Origin of the sequence: Nocardiopsis kunsanensis DSM 44524, from assembly GCF_000340965.1 — a bacterium.
Lineage (GTDB): Bacteria > Actinomycetota > Actinomycetes > Streptosporangiales > Streptosporangiaceae > Nocardiopsis > Nocardiopsis kunsanensis.
Window position 1 is genome coordinate 27,819 of the sequence record NZ_ANAY01000013.1, and the last position, 17,129, is coordinate 44,947.

Consider the following 17,129-nt stretch of genomic DNA (forward strand, 5'->3'; position numbering starts at 1 on the left):
CCCGTACAAGAACCCCTGAGGAACCCCTGAATGACGCGCATGAAGCGCTTCGACCTCCGCGACGAGATCCACCGCCTGGACCCCGAGAAGGACTGCGTGCGGATCATGCAGATCCTGCAGGCCCACGAGTTCCCCTGGGACATGGGCAGGGCCCTCGGCATCGCCCTCTACCGCACCTACGCCGTACCGTCCATCGGGGAGCTGCTGGGAAGGACCGACGAGTTCACCGGCAACACCCAGAAGCGCTACGACGACACCGCACTGATCCTGGGTGACATGGTCCGGCACGGGTTCGAGCCCGGTAAAGGTCGGGACGCGCTGCGCCGCATGAACCAGATGCACCGGTCCTACGACATCAGCAACGACGACTACCGGTACGTGCTGAGCACCTTCGTGGTCATGCCGGTGCGCTGGCTCAACGACTACGGGTACGGCTGGCGCAGCCTGTCCGAGCACGAGATCTCCGGTATCACGCACTACTACCGCAAGCTCGGCAAGTACATGGGGATCAAGGACATCCCCGAGACCTACGAGGGGTTCCGTGAGCTCCTCGACACCTACGAGGTGGAGCACTTCGCCTACACCGACGGCGGACGCGCGGTCTCCGACGCCACCCTCGACCTGATGGTGTCCTTCTACCCCGAGCGCCTCTCGGGCCCCGCACGCAAGTTCTCGATGGCGATCCTGGACGACTCGCTCATCGAGGCCTTCCGCTACGAGAAGCCGTCCAAGGTCTGGCGCAAGGGTGCCGACATCGCGATGAAGCTGCGCGCGAAGGTCGTGCGGCGGATGAAGCCGCGCGAGGAGCCGTTCTGGGCGTCGGACAACCCCAACATCCGCAGCTACCCGAACGGCTACGATCCGTCCCGGATCGGGACCTTCCCGGCGAGCTGCCCCGTGGCGCACAACGTCGACCCGGTGGCCCACCAGGACCTGTACGGGGCCGGCGGCGATCCCGGCCCCGCGGAGCAGGAGCAGCCGATCGAGGCCGGTAGCGACCCGGACGTGCGCGCGTGACCGCGACCGCTCCAGGCCCCGTCCCGGGTGGGGCGGGGCCTCTTTCTGCCCGGACGGGTCTGCCCCGAGCGGTGCACGCCTGGTACGGCACCGGTGCGGTGGCGATCGGTGTGTTCAACACAGTTCCGGGCCTCCTGCTGCTCATCTACTTGACCGACACGCTCGCGGTGGGGCCGGCAGTGGCGGGTGCGGTGATTCTCCTGCCCAAACTCGTCGACCTGTTGGTGAGCCCCTCCATCGGGGTGTGGTCCGACCGCACGCGCTCACGCTGGGGACCGCGGCGCCCGTGGATGCTCTCGGGCGCCCTGACGATGCCGGTGCTGTTCGCGGCGATGTTCGCGGGACCGCCCTTGGAGGGGGACGCGGCGGCCCTCTACGTGGGCGCGGTGTTCCTGGCGGCGGCGTTGGCGTCCTCGATGTTCTCCGTGCCCTATACGGCGATGCCCGGCGAGATCACCACCGATTACCACGAGCGCTCCACGTTCAACACGTGGCGGACCGCGTTCGTGGGCCTGGCACTGATGCTGGGTGGCGCGCTGGCGCCGGTGCTGCAGGGGGTCCCCTCCGACGAGATCACGGGATACCGTGCCATGGGCCTGGCCATGGGCGCGGTGGTGCTGTTGTCGATGCTGGGCGCCTTCGCCGGGACCCGTCGGGCACCGAGCCCGTCCCACCCGCACCGGGGCGAGGGGCTGTTCGCGCAGTTGCGTGTGGCGTTGGGGCACCGGCACTTCCGGGTGTTGTTCCCGGCGAACCTGCTCATGGCGACGGCGAGCGGCACGATGGTGGCCGGGGTGCCGTACGTGACGGCGAACGTGATGGGCGAACCCGCGTACACGAGCATCCTGATGGTGTGTGTGCTGGTCCCGCTCATGGCCGCGGCCCCGGTCTGGCGCCGGGTCTCGCTCCGCTTGGACAAGCGGGGCGCGGCGGCGCTCTCGGCCCTGGTGTTCGTCCTCGGCGGCCTGGGGCTCATGTGCCTGCCCTGGTGGGGTGTTCCGGGCGCGGTCGTGTCGTCGGTACTCATCGGGGTCGGGCTGTCCGGGACGATGCTGCTGCCCGGTTCGATGCTGGCCGACTGCATGGCCACGGGTGCGGACGACCGCCGTCAGGGCGGTGTGCTCTCCGGGCTGTGGACCTCCGGTGAGGCGATGGCGCAGTCCGCGGGCACGGGCCTGCTCTCCCTCTGCCTGGCGGTGAGCGGGTACGTGGAGTCCGGCGCGGGTGAAGTGGTGCAGCAGAGCGGCACCGCGCTGCGAGGCATCCTTCTGGGCAGCACCCTCCTGCCGGCAGCGATCATGCTCGCGTGCCTGGTGCCCTTGGCGTTCTACCGCCTGACCGAGCACGGCACGCGGCCCCGCGGACGCCCCGCGGACAGCGGGGTCAGCGGCTGAGCCGGCGCCACAGGGGGCGCGGGAGCGCCCGGAGTACCGTGAACAACGGCCACAGGACCGGCGGGGCCCAGACCGTGTGGGCCCCGGTCCGCAGGCCGCGGGCGACTGCAGCGGCGACCTGGCCGGGGGTCGCTGGGAAAGGCGCGGGGTCCACGTGGCGCGACATCTGTGTCGGCACATAACCGGGGCGCACCACCAGGACCCGGGCTCCGGTGCCGTGGAGGGCGTCCGCCAGCCCCTGCGCAAAACCGTCGAGTCCGGCCTTGGCCGAGCCGTAGACGTAGTTGAACCGGCGTGTGCGCACACCGGCGACCGAGGACAGCACCACGAGCGTCCCGTGCCCCTGCTCGCGCAGGCGTGCGGCCACCGCCAGGTCCACGGACACGTGCCCGGTGTAGTTGACGGCGCTGTCCCGCGCGGCGGAGACCGGGTCGGCCTCGTAGGCCGCCTGGTCGCCGAGCACACCGAAGGCGTCCACGACCACGTCCAGGTCACCGACGAGCTCCGCGGCCGCCGCCACGATGCCGCAGTGGGTCTCGTGCAGTGCGGCGTCGAAGTCCAGCGAGTGCACCTCCGGTTCCAGTGCGGCAAGGGAGTGGGGCGCCTCGGCACCGCCGCGGGCGGCGAGCACTACCTTGCGGGCGCCCTCGTGGACCAGGCGTTCGACGACGGCCAGGCCGATCTCGCTGCGTCCTCCCAACAACAGCACGGACCGCACGGATCCGACGGCATCACGCATGGGTCAATCCTTCTCGGGTCGGGCTCTCAGGTCGAGGCGTCGGGCCAGGTCGGAGACCATGACCCCGTCCGGGTCGACGCGCGCACACGTACGCTGCCAGCCGGACAGGCCGGGATACATGGCGCGGACGGTCTCCGGGCGGGCCCGGGCGTCCTTGGCCAGGTACAGGCGCCCGCCGGCCGCCAGGACCCGCTCGTCGAGCCGGTCGAGGAGGTTCCGCAGCCCGGGCAGGTCGGCGGGCAGATCCACGGCCAGTGTCCATCCGGGCCGGGGGAAGGACAGCGGGGCGGGGGTCGCCCGCCCCATCCGTTTGAGCACCCCCAGGAACGTGGGTGCACGCGCCAGGTCCGCGGCCACCGCGCGCAGGGTGTCCTCCTCCCCCAGCGGGATCACGCACTGGTACTGCACCGCGCCCGCAGGCCCGTAGGCGCGGTTCCAGGCGCGCAGTCCGTCCAGGGGATGGAAGAACCCGGCCAGGGGCTGCACATGGTCGCGCCGCCGCAGCGGTGCCTTGTGGTAGTAGGCGTGGTTGAAGGCGGCGACGGTCCAGCGGTTGAAGAGCCCGCGCGGGGCCGTCACCGGAACGGTCAGTACCTTTCCCGGACCGCCGCCGGACAACGGTGTACGCCGCAACCGCACGGGCAGGTCCTGCACCCCGGCGTGGTCGGCGCGGGAGACGATAGAACGCCCTGACCCAAGAAGGTCCACCCAGGCCACGGAGTACCGGTGGCCGCTGTCGCGCGCCAGCAGCTCCAAGGTGGCGTCCAGGTCCGGGGTCCGGTCGGTGTCCACCCGGGCGTGGGCGGTGGTCACGGGCAGGGTGGCGAAGGCGGCCTCGGTGACGACCCCGGTCAGCCCCATGCCGCCGACGGTGGCCCAGAACAGTTCGGTGTCGCCCTCGTCGGGACGCAGTCGCCGCACCGTCCCGTCCGGGGTGACCAGGGTCAGCGACCGTACGTGTGCGCCCAGGGAGGAGTCGGCGTGGTGGTTCTTGCCGTGCACGTCGGCGGCGATCGCGCCCCCGAGGGTGACGTGGCGGGTGCCGGGCACCACCGGCAGGGCGTGTCCGCGCGGGAGCAGCTCTGCGGAGATCCGTCCGAGCGGGGTCCCCGCGGGCACGGTGGCCTCGCCCCGGTCGGGGTCCAGACGTACGGGCCCGGTGAGCCCGGTGCAGTCCAGGACGGATCCGCCCGCGTCCTGCGCGGCGTCGCCGTAGGAGCGCCCGAGTCCGCGCGGCAGCGCGCCCCGGGGGCCGGCCGCGGTCAGTGCGCGGGCGACCTGGCCGGTGTCGCGCGGGCGCACCACACGGGCTGCGGACGGTGCGGTGCGGCCCCATCCGCTCAGGAGCACGGTCACGGGTAGATCCCCATTCCCACCAGGGCGATGAGGACCACGAGGGCGGTCTGGAGGGGCCGGTCGCGCAGAGCGATCTCCTCGGGTTCCTCCCCGGCCCCGCGGTCCACGAGCATGTTGTAGCGAAGCGTACAGGCGAACAGGGGCACGGCACTCGCCGCGTGCCAGGGGCTCTGGGAGAGCGCCCAGAGGCAGTAGGTGACCACGAGCACGGCCGAGACGGCGATCCGCAGCCCGGTCAGGAACGAGGCGGTGTACACCCCGAGGGTGCGCCGCACCGGTGTGGAACCGCGGTGCTCGGCTTCGCGTTTCCCGCTGACCAGCAGCAGCGCGCCCATCGCGACCACGAGCACGAACCATCCGGACATGGGTACGCCCACGGCGGCGGCTCCGGCGGCGGCGCGGAGGACGTGGCACCCGGCCACGGAGACCAGGTCCACGAGCACGATGTTCTTGAGCAGGAACGTGTAGGCGGCCGTGAGCGCCACGTAGCCGGTGACGATCGCGGTGAGGACGGGATCGTCCAGGAGCAGGGACGACAACGGTGCCGTGACGGTCATCGCCGCCCCGGACACGAGCGCCAACGGCAGGGGCAGGGCGCCCGAAGCGATGGGACGGCGGTGTTTGCGTTCGTGCGCGCGGTCGCTCTCGACGTCGCGTACGTCGTTGAGCAAGTAGGTGCCGCTCGCCGCCAGACAGAACAGGGCGACCACGGCACCGCACACGGACCACGCGGAGGGTTCGGAGAGGGTCCCCGCCGCGGCGGGCGCGGCCAGGACCAGGAGGTTCTTCGGCCACTGGCGGGGACGGCAGGCCCTCAGCAGCGCCGAGGGGACCGTGCCCCGCGCGGTCGTGGCGGAAGGGACCCGCCCGGGCACCGGGGTCCCGGGTGCCGACGGGCGGGGGTCACTCCTGTCGTTCACCGTTGCGGCCGGTCACCAGGAGCACGACGGCCACGCCGATGAGGCCCACACCCGCGATGAGGGCGCCGATGGGCAGCGTGGTGTGGAGCAGCGGCAGGAACTTCCGTGCCTGCTCGGTGTTGGCGATGGCGTTGTCGATGGTCTCGTCGTTGTAGCTGAGCTCGCCCTCGAGCATCGTCAGGACCTCCTCGCCGTCGACCACTACGACGCGCTTCTGGTCCTCGCTGAGGTTGATGGGGGCCCCGGAGTTCGGTTCGATCCAGTAGGTGCGGGTGACCGAGTACTCGACGTCACCGGTGACGTCGCCGTCGCCTTCGAGGCCGGCGACCTCGCGCGGGACGGTCTGTTCGTCGATGACGGTGGGCTCGACGGTCTGGACGAACCGGTAGGCCTCCACCCCGTCGATGGTCTCGACGCCGTCGAACTCGATCGGGAGGGTCTCCCGGATGGTGGTCTCGTAGAACTCGTAGTCCCGCTGCTCGGTGAAGAACGGGAACTTCCAGAGCTGGCCGTTCTGGGTGACGGACTCGTCGTCGACCATCGGATCGCAGCAGTCGACGCCCTCACCGGTTACGCGGTCGTGGCCGGCGCGGCGGCTGGTGGAGGAGATACCGAAGTCGGTCTCGCTGTCCTTGATCCAGGTGAACTGGTCCCAGACGACGGTCTCGTCGCTGCTGGAAGCTACGTCGGCGCGCACGGTCGTGTGGGCCTCGACCTCGGCGTCCTCGACCTGTTCGACGTCCTCGATGTTGAAGTAGTCTGCCTGCCCTGTGTTGACCAGTTCGGAGTAGTAGTCCAGCGGGGTCTTCATCAGGGAGCTGGCCACCCACGTGCGCATGAGAGGTGCCATAGCGAGACAGAAGACCCCCAACGCGATGAGAACGACCGCGACGGTACGGCGCATGTGCCCTCCTGGGCGTGGTGAGAGTCCGGTTCTGGGACGGCTTCGCTGGGGTTTTCGAGGGGCGGGGTGACTCCCGGGGAGGAATCGGCCCCGTGAAACTGGCTTCAGTTCCAGTAGACTACTCCTCAGTAGTGAACGGCGTCACCCTGGCGTGTCCTAATTTTTATAACAGGTTCTACTTGACACGTGGATCCTCAGTGACGACGGCCCCGCTTCCGCGCCGCAGTGACGCCCGTGCTCCGTCTCCCACCCGTCCCCGGAAGGCCCCATGGCGCCCTCACCCTCAGCGCCCCCGCACGGCGGCGCGCACAGTACCGGCGATCCCGGCCTCGCCCTGCCGCAGGTCAGCGGTCGGCACGAAACCCTCGACGGTATCCGTGCCACGGCCGCACTCATGGTCCTGGTCTTCCACGTGGCCACGGAGACCGGCGACTCCCTGGCCCCGGGTCCTCTGGGCGGGCTGCTGTCCGCCTTCGACCTGGCGGTCCCGCTCTTCTTCGCCCTCTCCGGCGTACTGCTGTACCGCCCCTGGGCCCGCGCCGCACTGGACGGGACCGAGAGGCCCCGCGCCCGTACCTACCTGTGGCGGCGGGTCACCCGGGTGTTCCCCGCGTACTGGATCGTCGCACTGGCGGCGCTGCTGCTCTACTCCCGCGAGCACCTCGACTCGGTGCGCTACTGGGTGGAGGCCCTGACCCTGACCTTCACCTTCAACACCGACCCCGAATGGGTGGGGACCGGCCCCTACGGCCTGGGGCAGATGTGGAGCCTGTCGGTGGAGGTCAGCTTCTACCTGCTGCTACCGGTCTTCGCCCTGCTCCTGGCCCTGTGGGCGCGCCGGGGCCGCTCGGTGGACGCACGCGGGCGGCGCCTGCTCGCGGGGTTGGCACTCATGGGCGTCCTGGCGTTGCTCGCGCTGATCCCGCAGTTCTATCCGGAACAGCGTGCATACATGCACGTGTGGCTCCCGCGCACGATGGGCCTGTTCGCCGCCGGGATGTCACTGGCGGTGCTGTCCGAGTGGGCCTGGCGGGAACCGGGTCCCGACGGTCCCGTGCGCCGTTTCTGCCGCACCGTCGCCGCCTCCCCGGGGGTGTGCTGGATCCTCGCCGGCGGGTTCTTCGCGCTCACCGCGACCGACGCGGCGGGCGGCCGGTTCATCGGTTCCGGCGACATCTGGACCTCTACGGTCGGATCCCTGGCCGGGATCGGGTTCGCGTTCTCCGTCATCGCCCCTGCGGCGCTGGCCCCTCGGCCCACCAGCGGCCCGTACCCCCTGCGAACCGCCGAGGCCTGGCGGGAGGGACGCTGGTTGGAGTCACTGCTGCGCCATCCTCTGTGGCAGTTCCTGGCCAAGATCTCCTACGGGGTGTTCCTGTGGCAGTTCCTGGTGCTGTACATGTGGCGCGACTTCACCGACCAGGAAATCTTCACCGGGTCGTTCTGGCTCGACATGGTGCCGGTGACCATTGCGACCGTCCTGCTCGCCATGGCGACCTTCCGGTGGGTGGAGGAACCCAGCCGGAAGTGGGCCCGGAAGTTCTTCCTCGACCCCCGGCGCACGAAGGCCTCCGCCGGCCGTCCCTGAGACGTACCCGGCGGAGGCCCCGGCTCAGGCCGGGGTGAGGACGAAGACCGGGATGTGGCGGTCGGTCTTCTCACGGTAATCGGCGTAGGGCGGGTAGGCCTCCACGGCCCGGTCCCACCAGCGGGCACGCTCGTCCCCCTCCACCTCACGGGCCCGGGCCGCGAAGGGTTCGGGACCGTCCTGGAGGGCGACCTCGTCCGGGGCGGCGCGCAGGTTGTGCACCCACGAGGGGTGCTCGGGCGCTCCGCCCAGGGATCCGACGACCGCGTACTCGCCGTCGTGCTCGACCCGCATGACCGCGGACTTGCGGACCTTACCGCTCTTGCGGCCGCGCGTGGTCAGGATGACGACCGGCATCCCGGTGTCCATGAGGGTGTTGCCCTCACGTCCGCCGGTCCGCTCGTACAGGTCCACCTGCTCACGGACCCACTGGGACGAACTCGGCTCGTACTCGCCTTCGACGATCTGCTCCGTGCCCATCGTGCTCCTTCGTAAGAGGGGGCGATCGGACCATCCCGATGGTGGCACGGAACCACCGGGAAAAGCGGTCGACATGCCCGACGGCGCCGTGTACTGGTCTTCTGGAGCATCGATGGGTAGGGGCTCGGGTTGGTTGGGGCGGGGGTTTCTTGTTGTGCCGGGGGTGGTTCGGAGTTGGGGCGGGGGTTTCTTGTTGTGCCGGGGGTGGTGGTTCGTCGGGGTCGGGATTTTAGCCCGGCCGGGTCTGCGCGCAACCCACTCGGTGCCACCCCCGCACACGTTTCTTTGCGGGGTTGGTGGCGGGTGTGTGGTGGGTTGGTGTGGGGGCGCCTCGGGGTGTGCGCTCCGACCCTTTGCGCCGGGCTTTCCCGACCCACCTCGACGAACCCCGCCACCCCCGGCGCCCTGGCAGCAGAAGGAACGGTGGGCGCTTTCCTCCCCCTGTGGGGCTGCATTGTGACCACCGCTTGCGGCGTGCGCGCGGTGGTTCGCTCATGCGAAAGGCAACTACGGGCCCTTGCGGGAGCAACTACCGGCCCTTCGGGTCTGGCCCCGCCTGCTCCCGGTGGCGCATTGAGGCCGGGGGTGGCTGGTGTGTGCGCGGCCCCCGAGGCCCCGCCTGCCCCAGCAGAGCATTGAGTCCGGGGGGCGGCCGGTGTGCGGGTGGCTGGGCGGGTTTCGGCGCGTGGGTATTGCTGCCGGAACCGGCTTCGGCTGTGGTTCTTGTTGCCGGTGTCGGATTCGAGGCCCAGGCGGTGCCGGGCCGGGCGGTTGATAGTGCCCGTGTGGGCACCGTAGGCGGGTGCTGGTGCCCACACGAGCACTAACAACGGTGGTTTTCGGTCTCCGGCACCCGCACGGGTGCCGTTCCCAGCCTCTCTGTGTCGGAGTTTCTCCAGTACGGGTGCGGGCACACGCCTGCCACCCCCGGCTGCAGTGCTCCGCCGGGAGTGCGCGGGGCCGTAGTTGCCCCCGTAGGGGCCGTTGCTGTCGCAGGAGCGAGCCACCGTGCCCACGCCGCAAGCGGTGACCGCAATGCCGCGCCCGAGGGGGTCGGCGGTTGGGCCCCCATTTCTTCGGGCGGACGGTTGGTCTGCGGCCGTGGGGTGTTCGGCGGCGAGAGCGGGCCGGCCCGGGGAAGGGGTGGACCGCACGCCCCGAGGCGCCGACACCAACCCACCACACACCCGCCACATTCATCGCGATGAAAAGGGTGTGGCGGGGCGCCGAAGCGGGTTGCGGGAAGCCCCGGCCGGGCTACGCTCGACGCTCCGACGAACACCACCCACCTGCCACCAGTCCATGGCCCCTGCCCCACCTGCACCGATCCACCGGCCCCTACCTACCACCCCCGCACCCCAGATCCCAGGTTCCCCGGCCCCTTCACCGAACAACACGTCTGGTTATGCGCCCCCGTCGTCGGCGTCCTCGCCCGGGTCGGAGCGTTCGTCACCGGACGGCAGCCACCGCTCGTCCTCCTCGGCCGGGCCCATCACACCCACCGACACCCAGTTCACGCACACCGTGTCCTCCTCGGTGTGCAGGGCCAGCTGCTCCGCGGACGCACCCGAGGGCACGAACCAGACACCGTCCTCCTCGGCCTCGGGCAGTTCCAGTTCCAGGAAGTCGTCGCCCAGGAACAGGATCGCGTCGGTCTCCTCCTCGGCCTCGTAGCCGACCGTGACGACCTGCGAGGATCCGCCGTTGGCCTCCACCGGCCAGGACATGATGCCGTCCCAGGTTTCCAGGCACTTCTCACCCTCCTCGGGGACGAAGACCGCGGAGCCCTCCCCCGGGGCGGCGTGCACGAGATCGCCGTCGCCGTCGAAGACGTGGGCGGTGTCCGCCTGCTCCGGTAGGCGCATGCGTTCGGCGGTCCCGGCGTCGGCCAACGGGGAGAGCACCCAGGAGCTGAGCCGGTACTGGGCGTTCCACTCCACGACGATGTCCTCGGGCACCGGGGTGGAGTACAGGCCGCCCTCCTCCGGCACGTCCGACAACGATGCGCGCACCGAGTCGAGGTAGGAACCGAGGTAATCGCCCTGGAGGGTGCGTGCGTAGGTGTGCGTGGACACCACCGCGGCGGCCGCGTACACCACGGTCGCCGCGACGGCCGCCACGCGGGCGGGGCGGCCCACACCGGTCCGGTAGGGCCGCAGGTCGACACGCCCGTCCCCCGCCGAGCCCACCTGGGCGCGGGCCCGTTCCTCACGGGTGGGCAGGAAGGCCAGCGCCAGGCACAGCGCGAAGACCGGGGCAGCGTCCGCGACGTAGCGCGGATCGGCACCGACCACGTCCTGGAACCGGGCTCGGGCGATGATCGTGGGCAGGACGTCCACGATCACCACGTACCCCAGGAGCAGCGCCCAGGCTCGCCACGCGCGCCGACGCATCCATACGCTGACCAGCACGATCGCGCCCAACACGGCCCATGCTGCCAGGACCACCCAACCTCGCGGGTCGATGAGCCCGCCGGTGGGGGTGATCGGTCCCCATTCCAGCGGGCCTCCCAGGGCGCCCACGGGAAAGACCTCCGCGACCAGTCCGCGTGCGATGCCCCACGCGGACTCGCCCTCGGGGACCCCGGCCCCGTCGGAGCTGTCGGAGGAGGCCATGCGCCCCAGGTACAACACGGTGTAGGCGGCGAAGAGCCCGGCCATGGTCGCCCAGTAGGGGCGGTGCAGTTCCCAGGCCCGGCGCAGCGACACCGACAGCCCGCCCGGGTAGAGGTAGGTCAACGCGACGGCCAGGACGAGCACCGGCAGGAACATGGCCTTGACGGTGAAGAGCATCCCGAACACGACCGCGCCGACGGCGAACCAGGCGGCACGGAGTTCTCCCGTGCGCAGGTGGCGCACGGTCCACAGCAGCGCCAGGGCGAGGGCGAGTTGGAGGGGGACCGCGTTGAGCGCGGCGGACCACCAGCCCAGTACCGGCACGGTCAGCGGGGCGAACGCGAAGACCGTCAGGGGTACCAGGAGGGCCCAGCGGCGGCCGAAGAGTTCCCACAGCATCCGCAGGAAGGCGAGGTGAGCAGCGGCCTGCACCGCGAGCATCACACCGGCGCTGACCCACCAGTGGTAGGGCCAGAACGCGGTCTGGAAGTAGACCAGGAAGAGCGCCCCCGGCATGAAGTGGCCCTTGTGCAGGTCGAAGAGGTAGTCGGGGCCGAGCTCTCCGGCGTCGGCGGCCGCGAAGAAGAGGTAGTCGTCCTCGATGAAGTTCGACTGGGTGAGCACGTAGGCGCGTAGGAGCACTGCTAGCGCCGTGATCGCCAGTCCCGCCAGGAACACACGGTCACGGAGCAGCCGACGGAATCCGGCAGCGACGCCGCGCAGGGCTTCCTCGAAGGAGGGGCCCTCCCCGTCGGGTTCCTCGACCGGTCGGCGTACCCTGTTGGCGCCCTCCCCGGTCGGGGTGCCCTGTACCTGCCTGCCCTCGGAGTCGGGCTCCATGGAGTTCTCTCCCAGCACTCATTGGCCATCCCGGAAAAGGGCTGCCAGAATACAACATGTTCCACTTTCTTCCTCGACCGTTATCGCAGGTCCACACTGACCGCGCGTGCAGAACAGGAACACGCTCTATTTCTGCGTGTCCGGCTGGGGTCGTGCAACCGTGGGGGTGATGCCCGTGGGGCTCGAACAGGTCCGGCGCGACTGGACCCGCCTGGGAGCCACCGAACCGCTGTGGGCGGTGTGTGTGGATCCCGGGAAACGGGACGGCGGCTGGGACGACGACGAGTTCCTCGCCTCCGGTCGCGCGGAGATCGATCCCGCCGTCTCGCGCATGCGCGAGCTGGGTGTGTACCCCGGCGGAGGGCGGGTCCTGGACTTCGGGTGCGGCGCGGGACGGCTCTCCAACGCCCTGGCCGCACACTTCGACGAGGTCGTGGGTGTGGACATCTCGGAGCCGATGCTGGAGGAGGCGCGGCGCCTGGACCGTTCCGGAGGGCGCATCACCTTCGAACTGAACGAGCGCCCGGACCTGTCCCGGTTCGAGGACGACAGTTTCGATCTGGTCTACACCGACCTGGTCCTGCAGCACCTGCCGCCGGACCTTGCCGAGGGGTACGTGCGCGAGTTCGCGCGTGTGACCCGTCCCGGCGGCGTGCTGGTGCTGGGTGTGCCCGAGAGGGTCCGGGCGACCTTCAAGGGTCTGGTCTTCCGGTTCCTGCCCTGGCCGCTGGTGGCGCTGGCCCAGAAGGTGCTCCTGCGGTACCCGGCACCGATGCGCATGCACACGCTTCCCGCGAGCCGTCTGACCGAGCTGCTGCCGCTCTCGCGGACCGCGGCCTCGGACCGGTACTGGGGCGGCGACCACTGGGAGCACCGGCGCCACTACGTCGTGGTGGGAACGGAGGACCGGGCATGACCGCCGGCACCCGCTCCGGGGAACTCGTACCGTTCCGGGCGACGCTGGGGCGCTCGGTGGGGCTGTTCTCGGCCTTCCGCAAGGAACAGACCGACCCGGCGTTCTTCTACGGGAAGCTGGCCCGCGACACCGTGGACCAACTGCGTTCCTACACCCCGTTGGACGGCCGTACGGTCGTGGACGTGGGCGGCGGTCCCGGGTACTTCGCCGACGCCTTGCGCGGAGAGGGCGCACTCTGCGTGTGCGTGGACGCCGACGCGCTCGAGATGCGCCTGCACGGGCGTTCCGCCGACGTGCACGGGGTCCAGGGCAGCGCGCTGGACCTGCCGATGCGCGACGGGTCGGTGGACGTGTGCCTGTCCTCGAACGTCTTGGAGCACGTCCCCGACCGCACACGTATGGCCGACGAGATGGTGCGGGTGACCCGGCCCGGCGGCCTGGTGTACCTGTCGTACACGCTGTGGCTGTCGCCGTGGGGCGGGCACGAGACCTCGCCCTGGCACTACCTGGGTGGTTCCTACGCGGCCGAACGGTTCACGCGCAAACACGGACACCGTCCGAAGAACGACTTCGGACGGACCATGTACGCCGCGTCCGCCGGGGAGATGCTGCGGTGGGCGCGCTCGCACCCGGACGTGGAACCGGTCGACCTCCGCCCGCGGTACCTGCCCGCGTGGATGAAGCCGATCGTGCACGTGCCGTTCCTGCGGGAGGTCATCACCTGGAACCTGTTGCTGGTGTTGCGCAAACGCTCCGCCTGAGCACGCACTCCCGGTTCCGGGGGTCCTTGCCGCCGGAGCCGTTCACCCGAGGCGGCGCAGGGCCTTGCGGGGCGAGCGTGCGTGGGTACCCATGCCCCGGAAGGGACAGTCGGTGCGTTCGTGGTCGATCGTGAAGTCCCCTGCGGACTCCAGGCGGTCCAGCTCCTCCCACGTGACGGGGGCGGCGACCGGAGCGCCGGGGCGCGCCCGTACCGCGTAGGGCGCCACGGCCAGTTGTTCGCGTCCGTTGCGCAGGTAGTCCACGAACAGCCGCCCGTGCCGGGCGTCCTTGCGCACCTCGGTGGTGAGGCCGTCGGGCCGCTGCGCGGCGATGCGCTCGGCGATGGCCCGCGCCATGTCGCGCACCTCCTGGTCATCCAGCTCCGGACGCAGCGGCGAGTGGACGTGCAACCCGCGCGAGCCCGTGGTCATGACGTAGGCGGCCAGCCCCAGGCCCTCCAGCACTTCCCGGGCCTCGTGCGCGGCGGTGCGGCAGGCCTCGAAGGCCTCCGCACCGCCGCCGGGCGGATCCAGGTCCAGGACCATCCGGTCGGGCCGGCCCAGGTTCGGTTCGCGTGAGAGCCACACGTGCTGGGTGAGGGCGGCCTGGTCGGCGCACCAGACCAGCGCTGCGGTGTCCTGGCACATGATCATGGTTCCGCCGCTGGTCCGCACGTGCCGCACCCAGTCCGGAGCGGAGGGGTGTTTGACGTAGAACCGTTCGCCGTCGATGCCGTCGGGCAGGCGTTCCAGGGCCACGGGACGCCCGCGCACCTGCGGGAGCATGATCGGTGCCACACGTGTGTAGTACCGGGCCAGCTCGAGCTTGGTCGCCCCTCCCTCGCCGAAGAGCGGTTTGTCCGGGCGCTTCACCCGCACCACGCGGCGTCCCGCGCGCACCTGCGCCGCGGCAGTCATGCGTCCTCCCCGAAGGGGAGTGTGCGTGCGGTGTGTTGGACGCTGACCCAGTGGTCGGTGGTGAACTCCTCGATGGCCCACACACCGCCGAACCGGCCCACCCCGGAGTCCTTCTCACCGCCGAAGGCCGTGTTGGGTTCGTCGTTGACGGTGGTGTCGTTGACGTGGGTCATGCCGGCCCGCACCCGTCGGGCGAAACGCACGCCCCGTTCCACGTCCTCGGTGAACACCGCGCTGGAGAGCCCGTAGTCGGTGTCGTTGGCGATGCGCAGGGCCTCCTCCCCGCTGTCGGCCCGCACGACGGTGGCGACCGGGCCGAAGACCTCCTCGGCCGCGGTGGCGACGCTGTTGTCGCCCACCAGCACGTGCGGAGGCAGGGCCCGCCCCGCGGGCCCCGCGGGGTCACCGGAGACCAGGAGCTCGGCCCCGTCCCCCACCGAGCGGTCGATGAGGTCCCGGACGTGGCGCAGCTGGCTGTCGTTGATGATCGGACCGATCTGGGTGCCGCTGTCGGCGGGGTCGCCGGTCCGCAGCCCCCGGGCGCGTTCGCGTACCCGGTCGACGATCTCGTCGTACACCCGTGTATGGGCCACGATCCGGTTCGTTGCCATGCAGATCTGGCCCTGGTGGTAGAAGGAACCGAAGACGGCGGCGTCGGCCGCGCGGTCCAGGTCGGCGTCGTCGAGGACCACCAGGGGACCGTTCCCGCCCAGTTCCAGGGCGTGGTTCTTCAGTGGCGACTGCGCGGCGATGCGGCTGCCCACGGAGGTCGATCCGGTGAAGGAGATCAGCGAGGGCACGCGGCTGGTGACCAGCGCGTCGCCGATCCGGCTGCCCTTGCCGATGACGACGTTGAGCACCCCGGGAGGGAGCCCGGCCTCCTCGTAGACACGGGAGAGCAGCAGCCCTCCGGTGACCGGTGAGTCCTCGGCCGGCTTGAGCACGACCGTGTTGCCGAGGGCGATCGCGGGCGCGATGGAGCGGTGGGACAGCTGCATGGGGAAGTTCCACGGGGTGATGGTCCCGACCACCCCGAGGGGTTCGCGGTAGACCCGGTTCTCCTTGCCCGGGGTGATGCCGGGCAGGATCCGTCCGCAGACCCGTGTGGGGTAGTTGATCACCTCGACCATGCCGGCTCGCACCAGCGACCACTCGAATTCGGCACGCTGGCGGATCGCCCCGACCTCGCTGACGAGCCATTCGACGATCTCGTCCCGGCGCCGGTCCATGATGTCCAGGGCCCGCAGGAACAGGGCGGAGCGTTCGGTGGCCGGGGTCGCGGCCCACTCCGGTTGTGCAGCGGCCGCGGCCCGGTAGGCGCTCTCGACGTCTTCGGCGTCGGCGAAACGGATCCGGCCGAGCGGGGTGTCGTCGTAGGGGTTGACGTTCTGGTGCTCGGTGTCGGAGGAACCGGTCCAGGACCGCCCTCCGATGGCCATCGTGTCGAAACCGCTGTAGGGCTCCGGTGTCTGTGCATCGCTCAACGTTCCTCCCGAGGACGAGGGTCCGCGAAGGGCACCGTGCCCGACCTCGGCGCCAGGAAAACGACAAACAGCCCTTAATCGCCGCAAAACGGTATTCAGCCCGCCCTGCACCCGGCAGCTCTCCCCGTCACCGGGCGAGCAACGCGTTTCCCCTACCTCTTTTTCCCACAACGGGACACCTGCCCCGACACACCGACGCCCGGCCGGGGCGTACCCGGCCGGGCGTCACTGCGGGAAGCGGGCGATGCGCCTCACTTGCGCTTGTTGATCTCCTCGGTCAGCTGCGGGGCGACCGTGTGCAGGTCACCCACGACACCGAAGTCGGCCAGCTCGAAGATCGGCGCCTCGGGGTCCTTGTTGACCGCGATGATGTTCTTCGCGGTCTGCATGCCGGCGCGGTGCTGGATCGCACCGGAGATGCCGAGCGCGATGTACAGGTTCGGGCTGACCGTCTTACCGGTCTGGCCGACCTGGAACTGGTTCGGGTACCAGCCCGAGTCGACGACGGCGCGGGAAGCACCGACGGCGGCACCGAGGCTGTCCGCCAGCCCCTCCACGACGCCGAACTTGCCCTCACCGACACCACGGCCGCCGGAGACGACCACCGCGGCCTCGGTGAGCTCGGGGCGCTCGCCCTGCTCGACGACGACACGCTCGACGACCTTGGCGCCCTTGGCGGCGTCGGAGATGTCGACGGAGACGGACTCCTCGGCCGCGGCGCCGGAGACGGGCTCCGGGACCACCGAGTTCGGGCGGACCGCGACGACCGGGACACCGGACTTGACGCGGGCGTGCGTGACGGTGGCACCACCGAAGATGCTGTGCTCGGCGACGAGCTCGGCGCTGACGTCGACGACGTCGGTCAGCACGCCGGAGCCCAGCTTCACAGCGGTGCGGCCGGCGATCTCCTTGTTGCCGTTGGTGGCGGAGACCAGGATCGCGGCGGCACCCTTGTCCTGGGCGAGCTTCGCGAGCAGCTCGGCGGTGGGAGCGACGACGTAGTCGTTCAGCTCCGCCGGAGCCACGTAGACCTTTTCGGCACCGAACTCGGCCAGATCGGCCTTGCCCTTCTCCGCGCCGTCACCGACCCACACCGCAGCGGGCTCGCCGATGCGGCGGGCAGCGGTGAGCAGCTCGGTCGTGACCTTCTTGACCTCTCCGTCGACGTGGTCGACGAGGACGAGGACCTCAGCCATA

At 70.6% G+C, this 17,129-nt stretch carries 14 protein-coding genes; 5 read left to right on the top strand and 9 right to left on the bottom strand.

The window, feature by feature from the left end; translation table 11 throughout:
- Window positions 1–39 precede the first annotated feature (39 nt).
- Together D456_RS0110675 and D456_RS0110680 are read left to right on the top strand one after the other, a co-directional pair.
- Entirely contained in the window at window positions 40–1,017 is a 978-nt protein-coding gene (locus D456_RS0110675; RefSeq protein WP_040699091.1) for an oxygenase MpaB family protein, read from the top strand.
- Window positions 1,014–2,411 carry an MFS transporter gene (locus tag D456_RS0110680; RefSeq protein ID WP_026115755.1) on the top strand — a complete coding sequence of 466 codons (1,398 nt, stop codon included), beginning with the start codon at window positions 1,014–1,016 and terminating at the stop codon, window positions 2,409–2,411. The genes D456_RS0110675 and D456_RS0110680 overlap by 4 nt, the downstream gene beginning before the upstream one ends.
- On the opposite strand, the gene D456_RS0110685 is transcribed toward D456_RS0110680, so the two are convergent.
- From D456_RS0110685 to D456_RS0110700, 4 genes are read right to left on the bottom strand one after another with little or no spacing between them, the layout of a single operon-like run.
- On the bottom strand, window positions 2,401–3,150 hold the full coding sequence (locus D456_RS0110685) for an SDR family NAD(P)-dependent oxidoreductase (RefSeq protein ID WP_017576172.1): 750 nt from the start codon (window positions 3,148–3,150) through the stop codon (window positions 2,401–2,403). The genes D456_RS0110680 and D456_RS0110685 overlap by 11 nt on opposite strands.
- A 3-nt stretch (window positions 3,151–3,153) precedes the next feature.
- Window positions 3,154–4,506 carry an FAD-binding oxidoreductase gene (locus D456_RS0110690; protein WP_017576173.1) on the bottom strand — a complete coding sequence of 451 codons (1,353 nt, stop codon included), beginning with the start codon at window positions 4,504–4,506 and terminating at the stop codon, window positions 3,154–3,156.
- On the bottom strand, window positions 4,503–5,381 hold the full coding sequence (locus D456_RS0110695; RefSeq protein ID WP_017576174.1) for a decaprenyl-phosphate phosphoribosyltransferase: 879 nt from the start codon (window positions 5,379–5,381) through the stop codon (window positions 4,503–4,505). Before D456_RS0110695 ends, D456_RS0110690 begins: the two co-directional genes overlap by 4 nt.
- 28 nt (window positions 5,382–5,409) lie before the next feature.
- Window positions 5,410–6,330 carry a DUF3068 domain-containing protein gene (locus D456_RS0110700; RefSeq protein WP_017576175.1) on the bottom strand — a complete coding sequence of 307 codons (921 nt, stop codon included), beginning with the start codon at window positions 6,328–6,330 and terminating at the stop codon, window positions 5,410–5,412.
- 268 nt (window positions 6,331–6,598) lie between these two features.
- Between D456_RS0110700 and D456_RS0110705 the strand changes: the two genes are divergently transcribed.
- Window positions 6,599–7,918: an acyltransferase family protein gene (locus D456_RS0110705; protein ID WP_017576176.1), complete on the top strand. Its 1,320-nt coding sequence runs from the start codon at window positions 6,599–6,601 to the stop codon at window positions 7,916–7,918.
- A 24-nt stretch (window positions 7,919–7,942) separates the two neighbouring features.
- Here the strand turns inward: D456_RS0110705 and D456_RS0110710 are convergent, their stop codons facing one another.
- Together D456_RS0110710 and D456_RS0110715 are read right to left on the bottom strand one after the other, a co-directional pair.
- Window positions 7,943–8,398: a nitroreductase family deazaflavin-dependent oxidoreductase gene (locus D456_RS0110710; protein WP_017576177.1), complete on the bottom strand. Its 456-nt coding sequence runs from the start codon at window positions 8,396–8,398 to the stop codon at window positions 7,943–7,945.
- A 1,403-nt stretch (window positions 8,399–9,801) separates the two neighbouring features.
- A complete protein-coding gene (locus D456_RS0110715; protein WP_017576178.1) occupies window positions 9,802–11,853 on the bottom strand; it encodes a hypothetical protein in 2,052 nt (683 codons plus the stop codon).
- Window positions 11,854–12,022: 169 nt separating this feature from the next.
- Between D456_RS0110715 and D456_RS0110720 the strand changes: the two genes are divergently transcribed.
- Both D456_RS0110720 and D456_RS0110725 read left to right on the top strand, forming a co-directional pair.
- A complete protein-coding gene (locus D456_RS0110720) occupies window positions 12,023–12,769 on the top strand; it encodes a class I SAM-dependent methyltransferase (protein WP_193373826.1) in 747 nt (248 codons plus the stop codon).
- Window positions 12,766–13,530, top strand: coding sequence for a class I SAM-dependent methyltransferase (locus D456_RS0110725; protein WP_017576180.1), 765 nt, complete (start codon window positions 12,766–12,768; stop codon window positions 13,528–13,530). Before D456_RS0110720 ends, D456_RS0110725 begins: the two co-directional genes overlap by 4 nt.
- Before the next feature lie 42 nt (window positions 13,531–13,572).
- Here the strand turns inward: D456_RS0110725 and ligD are convergent, their stop codons facing one another.
- From ligD to D456_RS0110740, 3 genes are all read right to left on the bottom strand, one after another.
- Window positions 13,573–14,448: a non-homologous end-joining DNA ligase gene (gene ligD / locus D456_RS0110730; RefSeq protein ID WP_017576181.1), complete on the bottom strand. Its 876-nt coding sequence runs from the start codon at window positions 14,446–14,448 to the stop codon at window positions 13,573–13,575.
- Complete coding sequence (locus tag D456_RS0110735) at window positions 14,445–15,932, bottom strand: aldehyde dehydrogenase family protein (protein ID WP_017576182.1); 1,488 nt, start codon at window positions 15,930–15,932, stop codon at window positions 14,445–14,447. Before D456_RS0110735 ends, ligD begins: the two co-directional genes overlap by 4 nt.
- 251 nt (window positions 15,933–16,183) lie before the next feature.
- Entirely contained in the window at window positions 16,184–17,128 is a 945-nt protein-coding gene (locus D456_RS0110740; protein WP_017576183.1) for an electron transfer flavoprotein subunit alpha/FixB family protein, read from the bottom strand.
- Between the last annotated feature and the right edge of the window lies 1 nt (window position 17,129).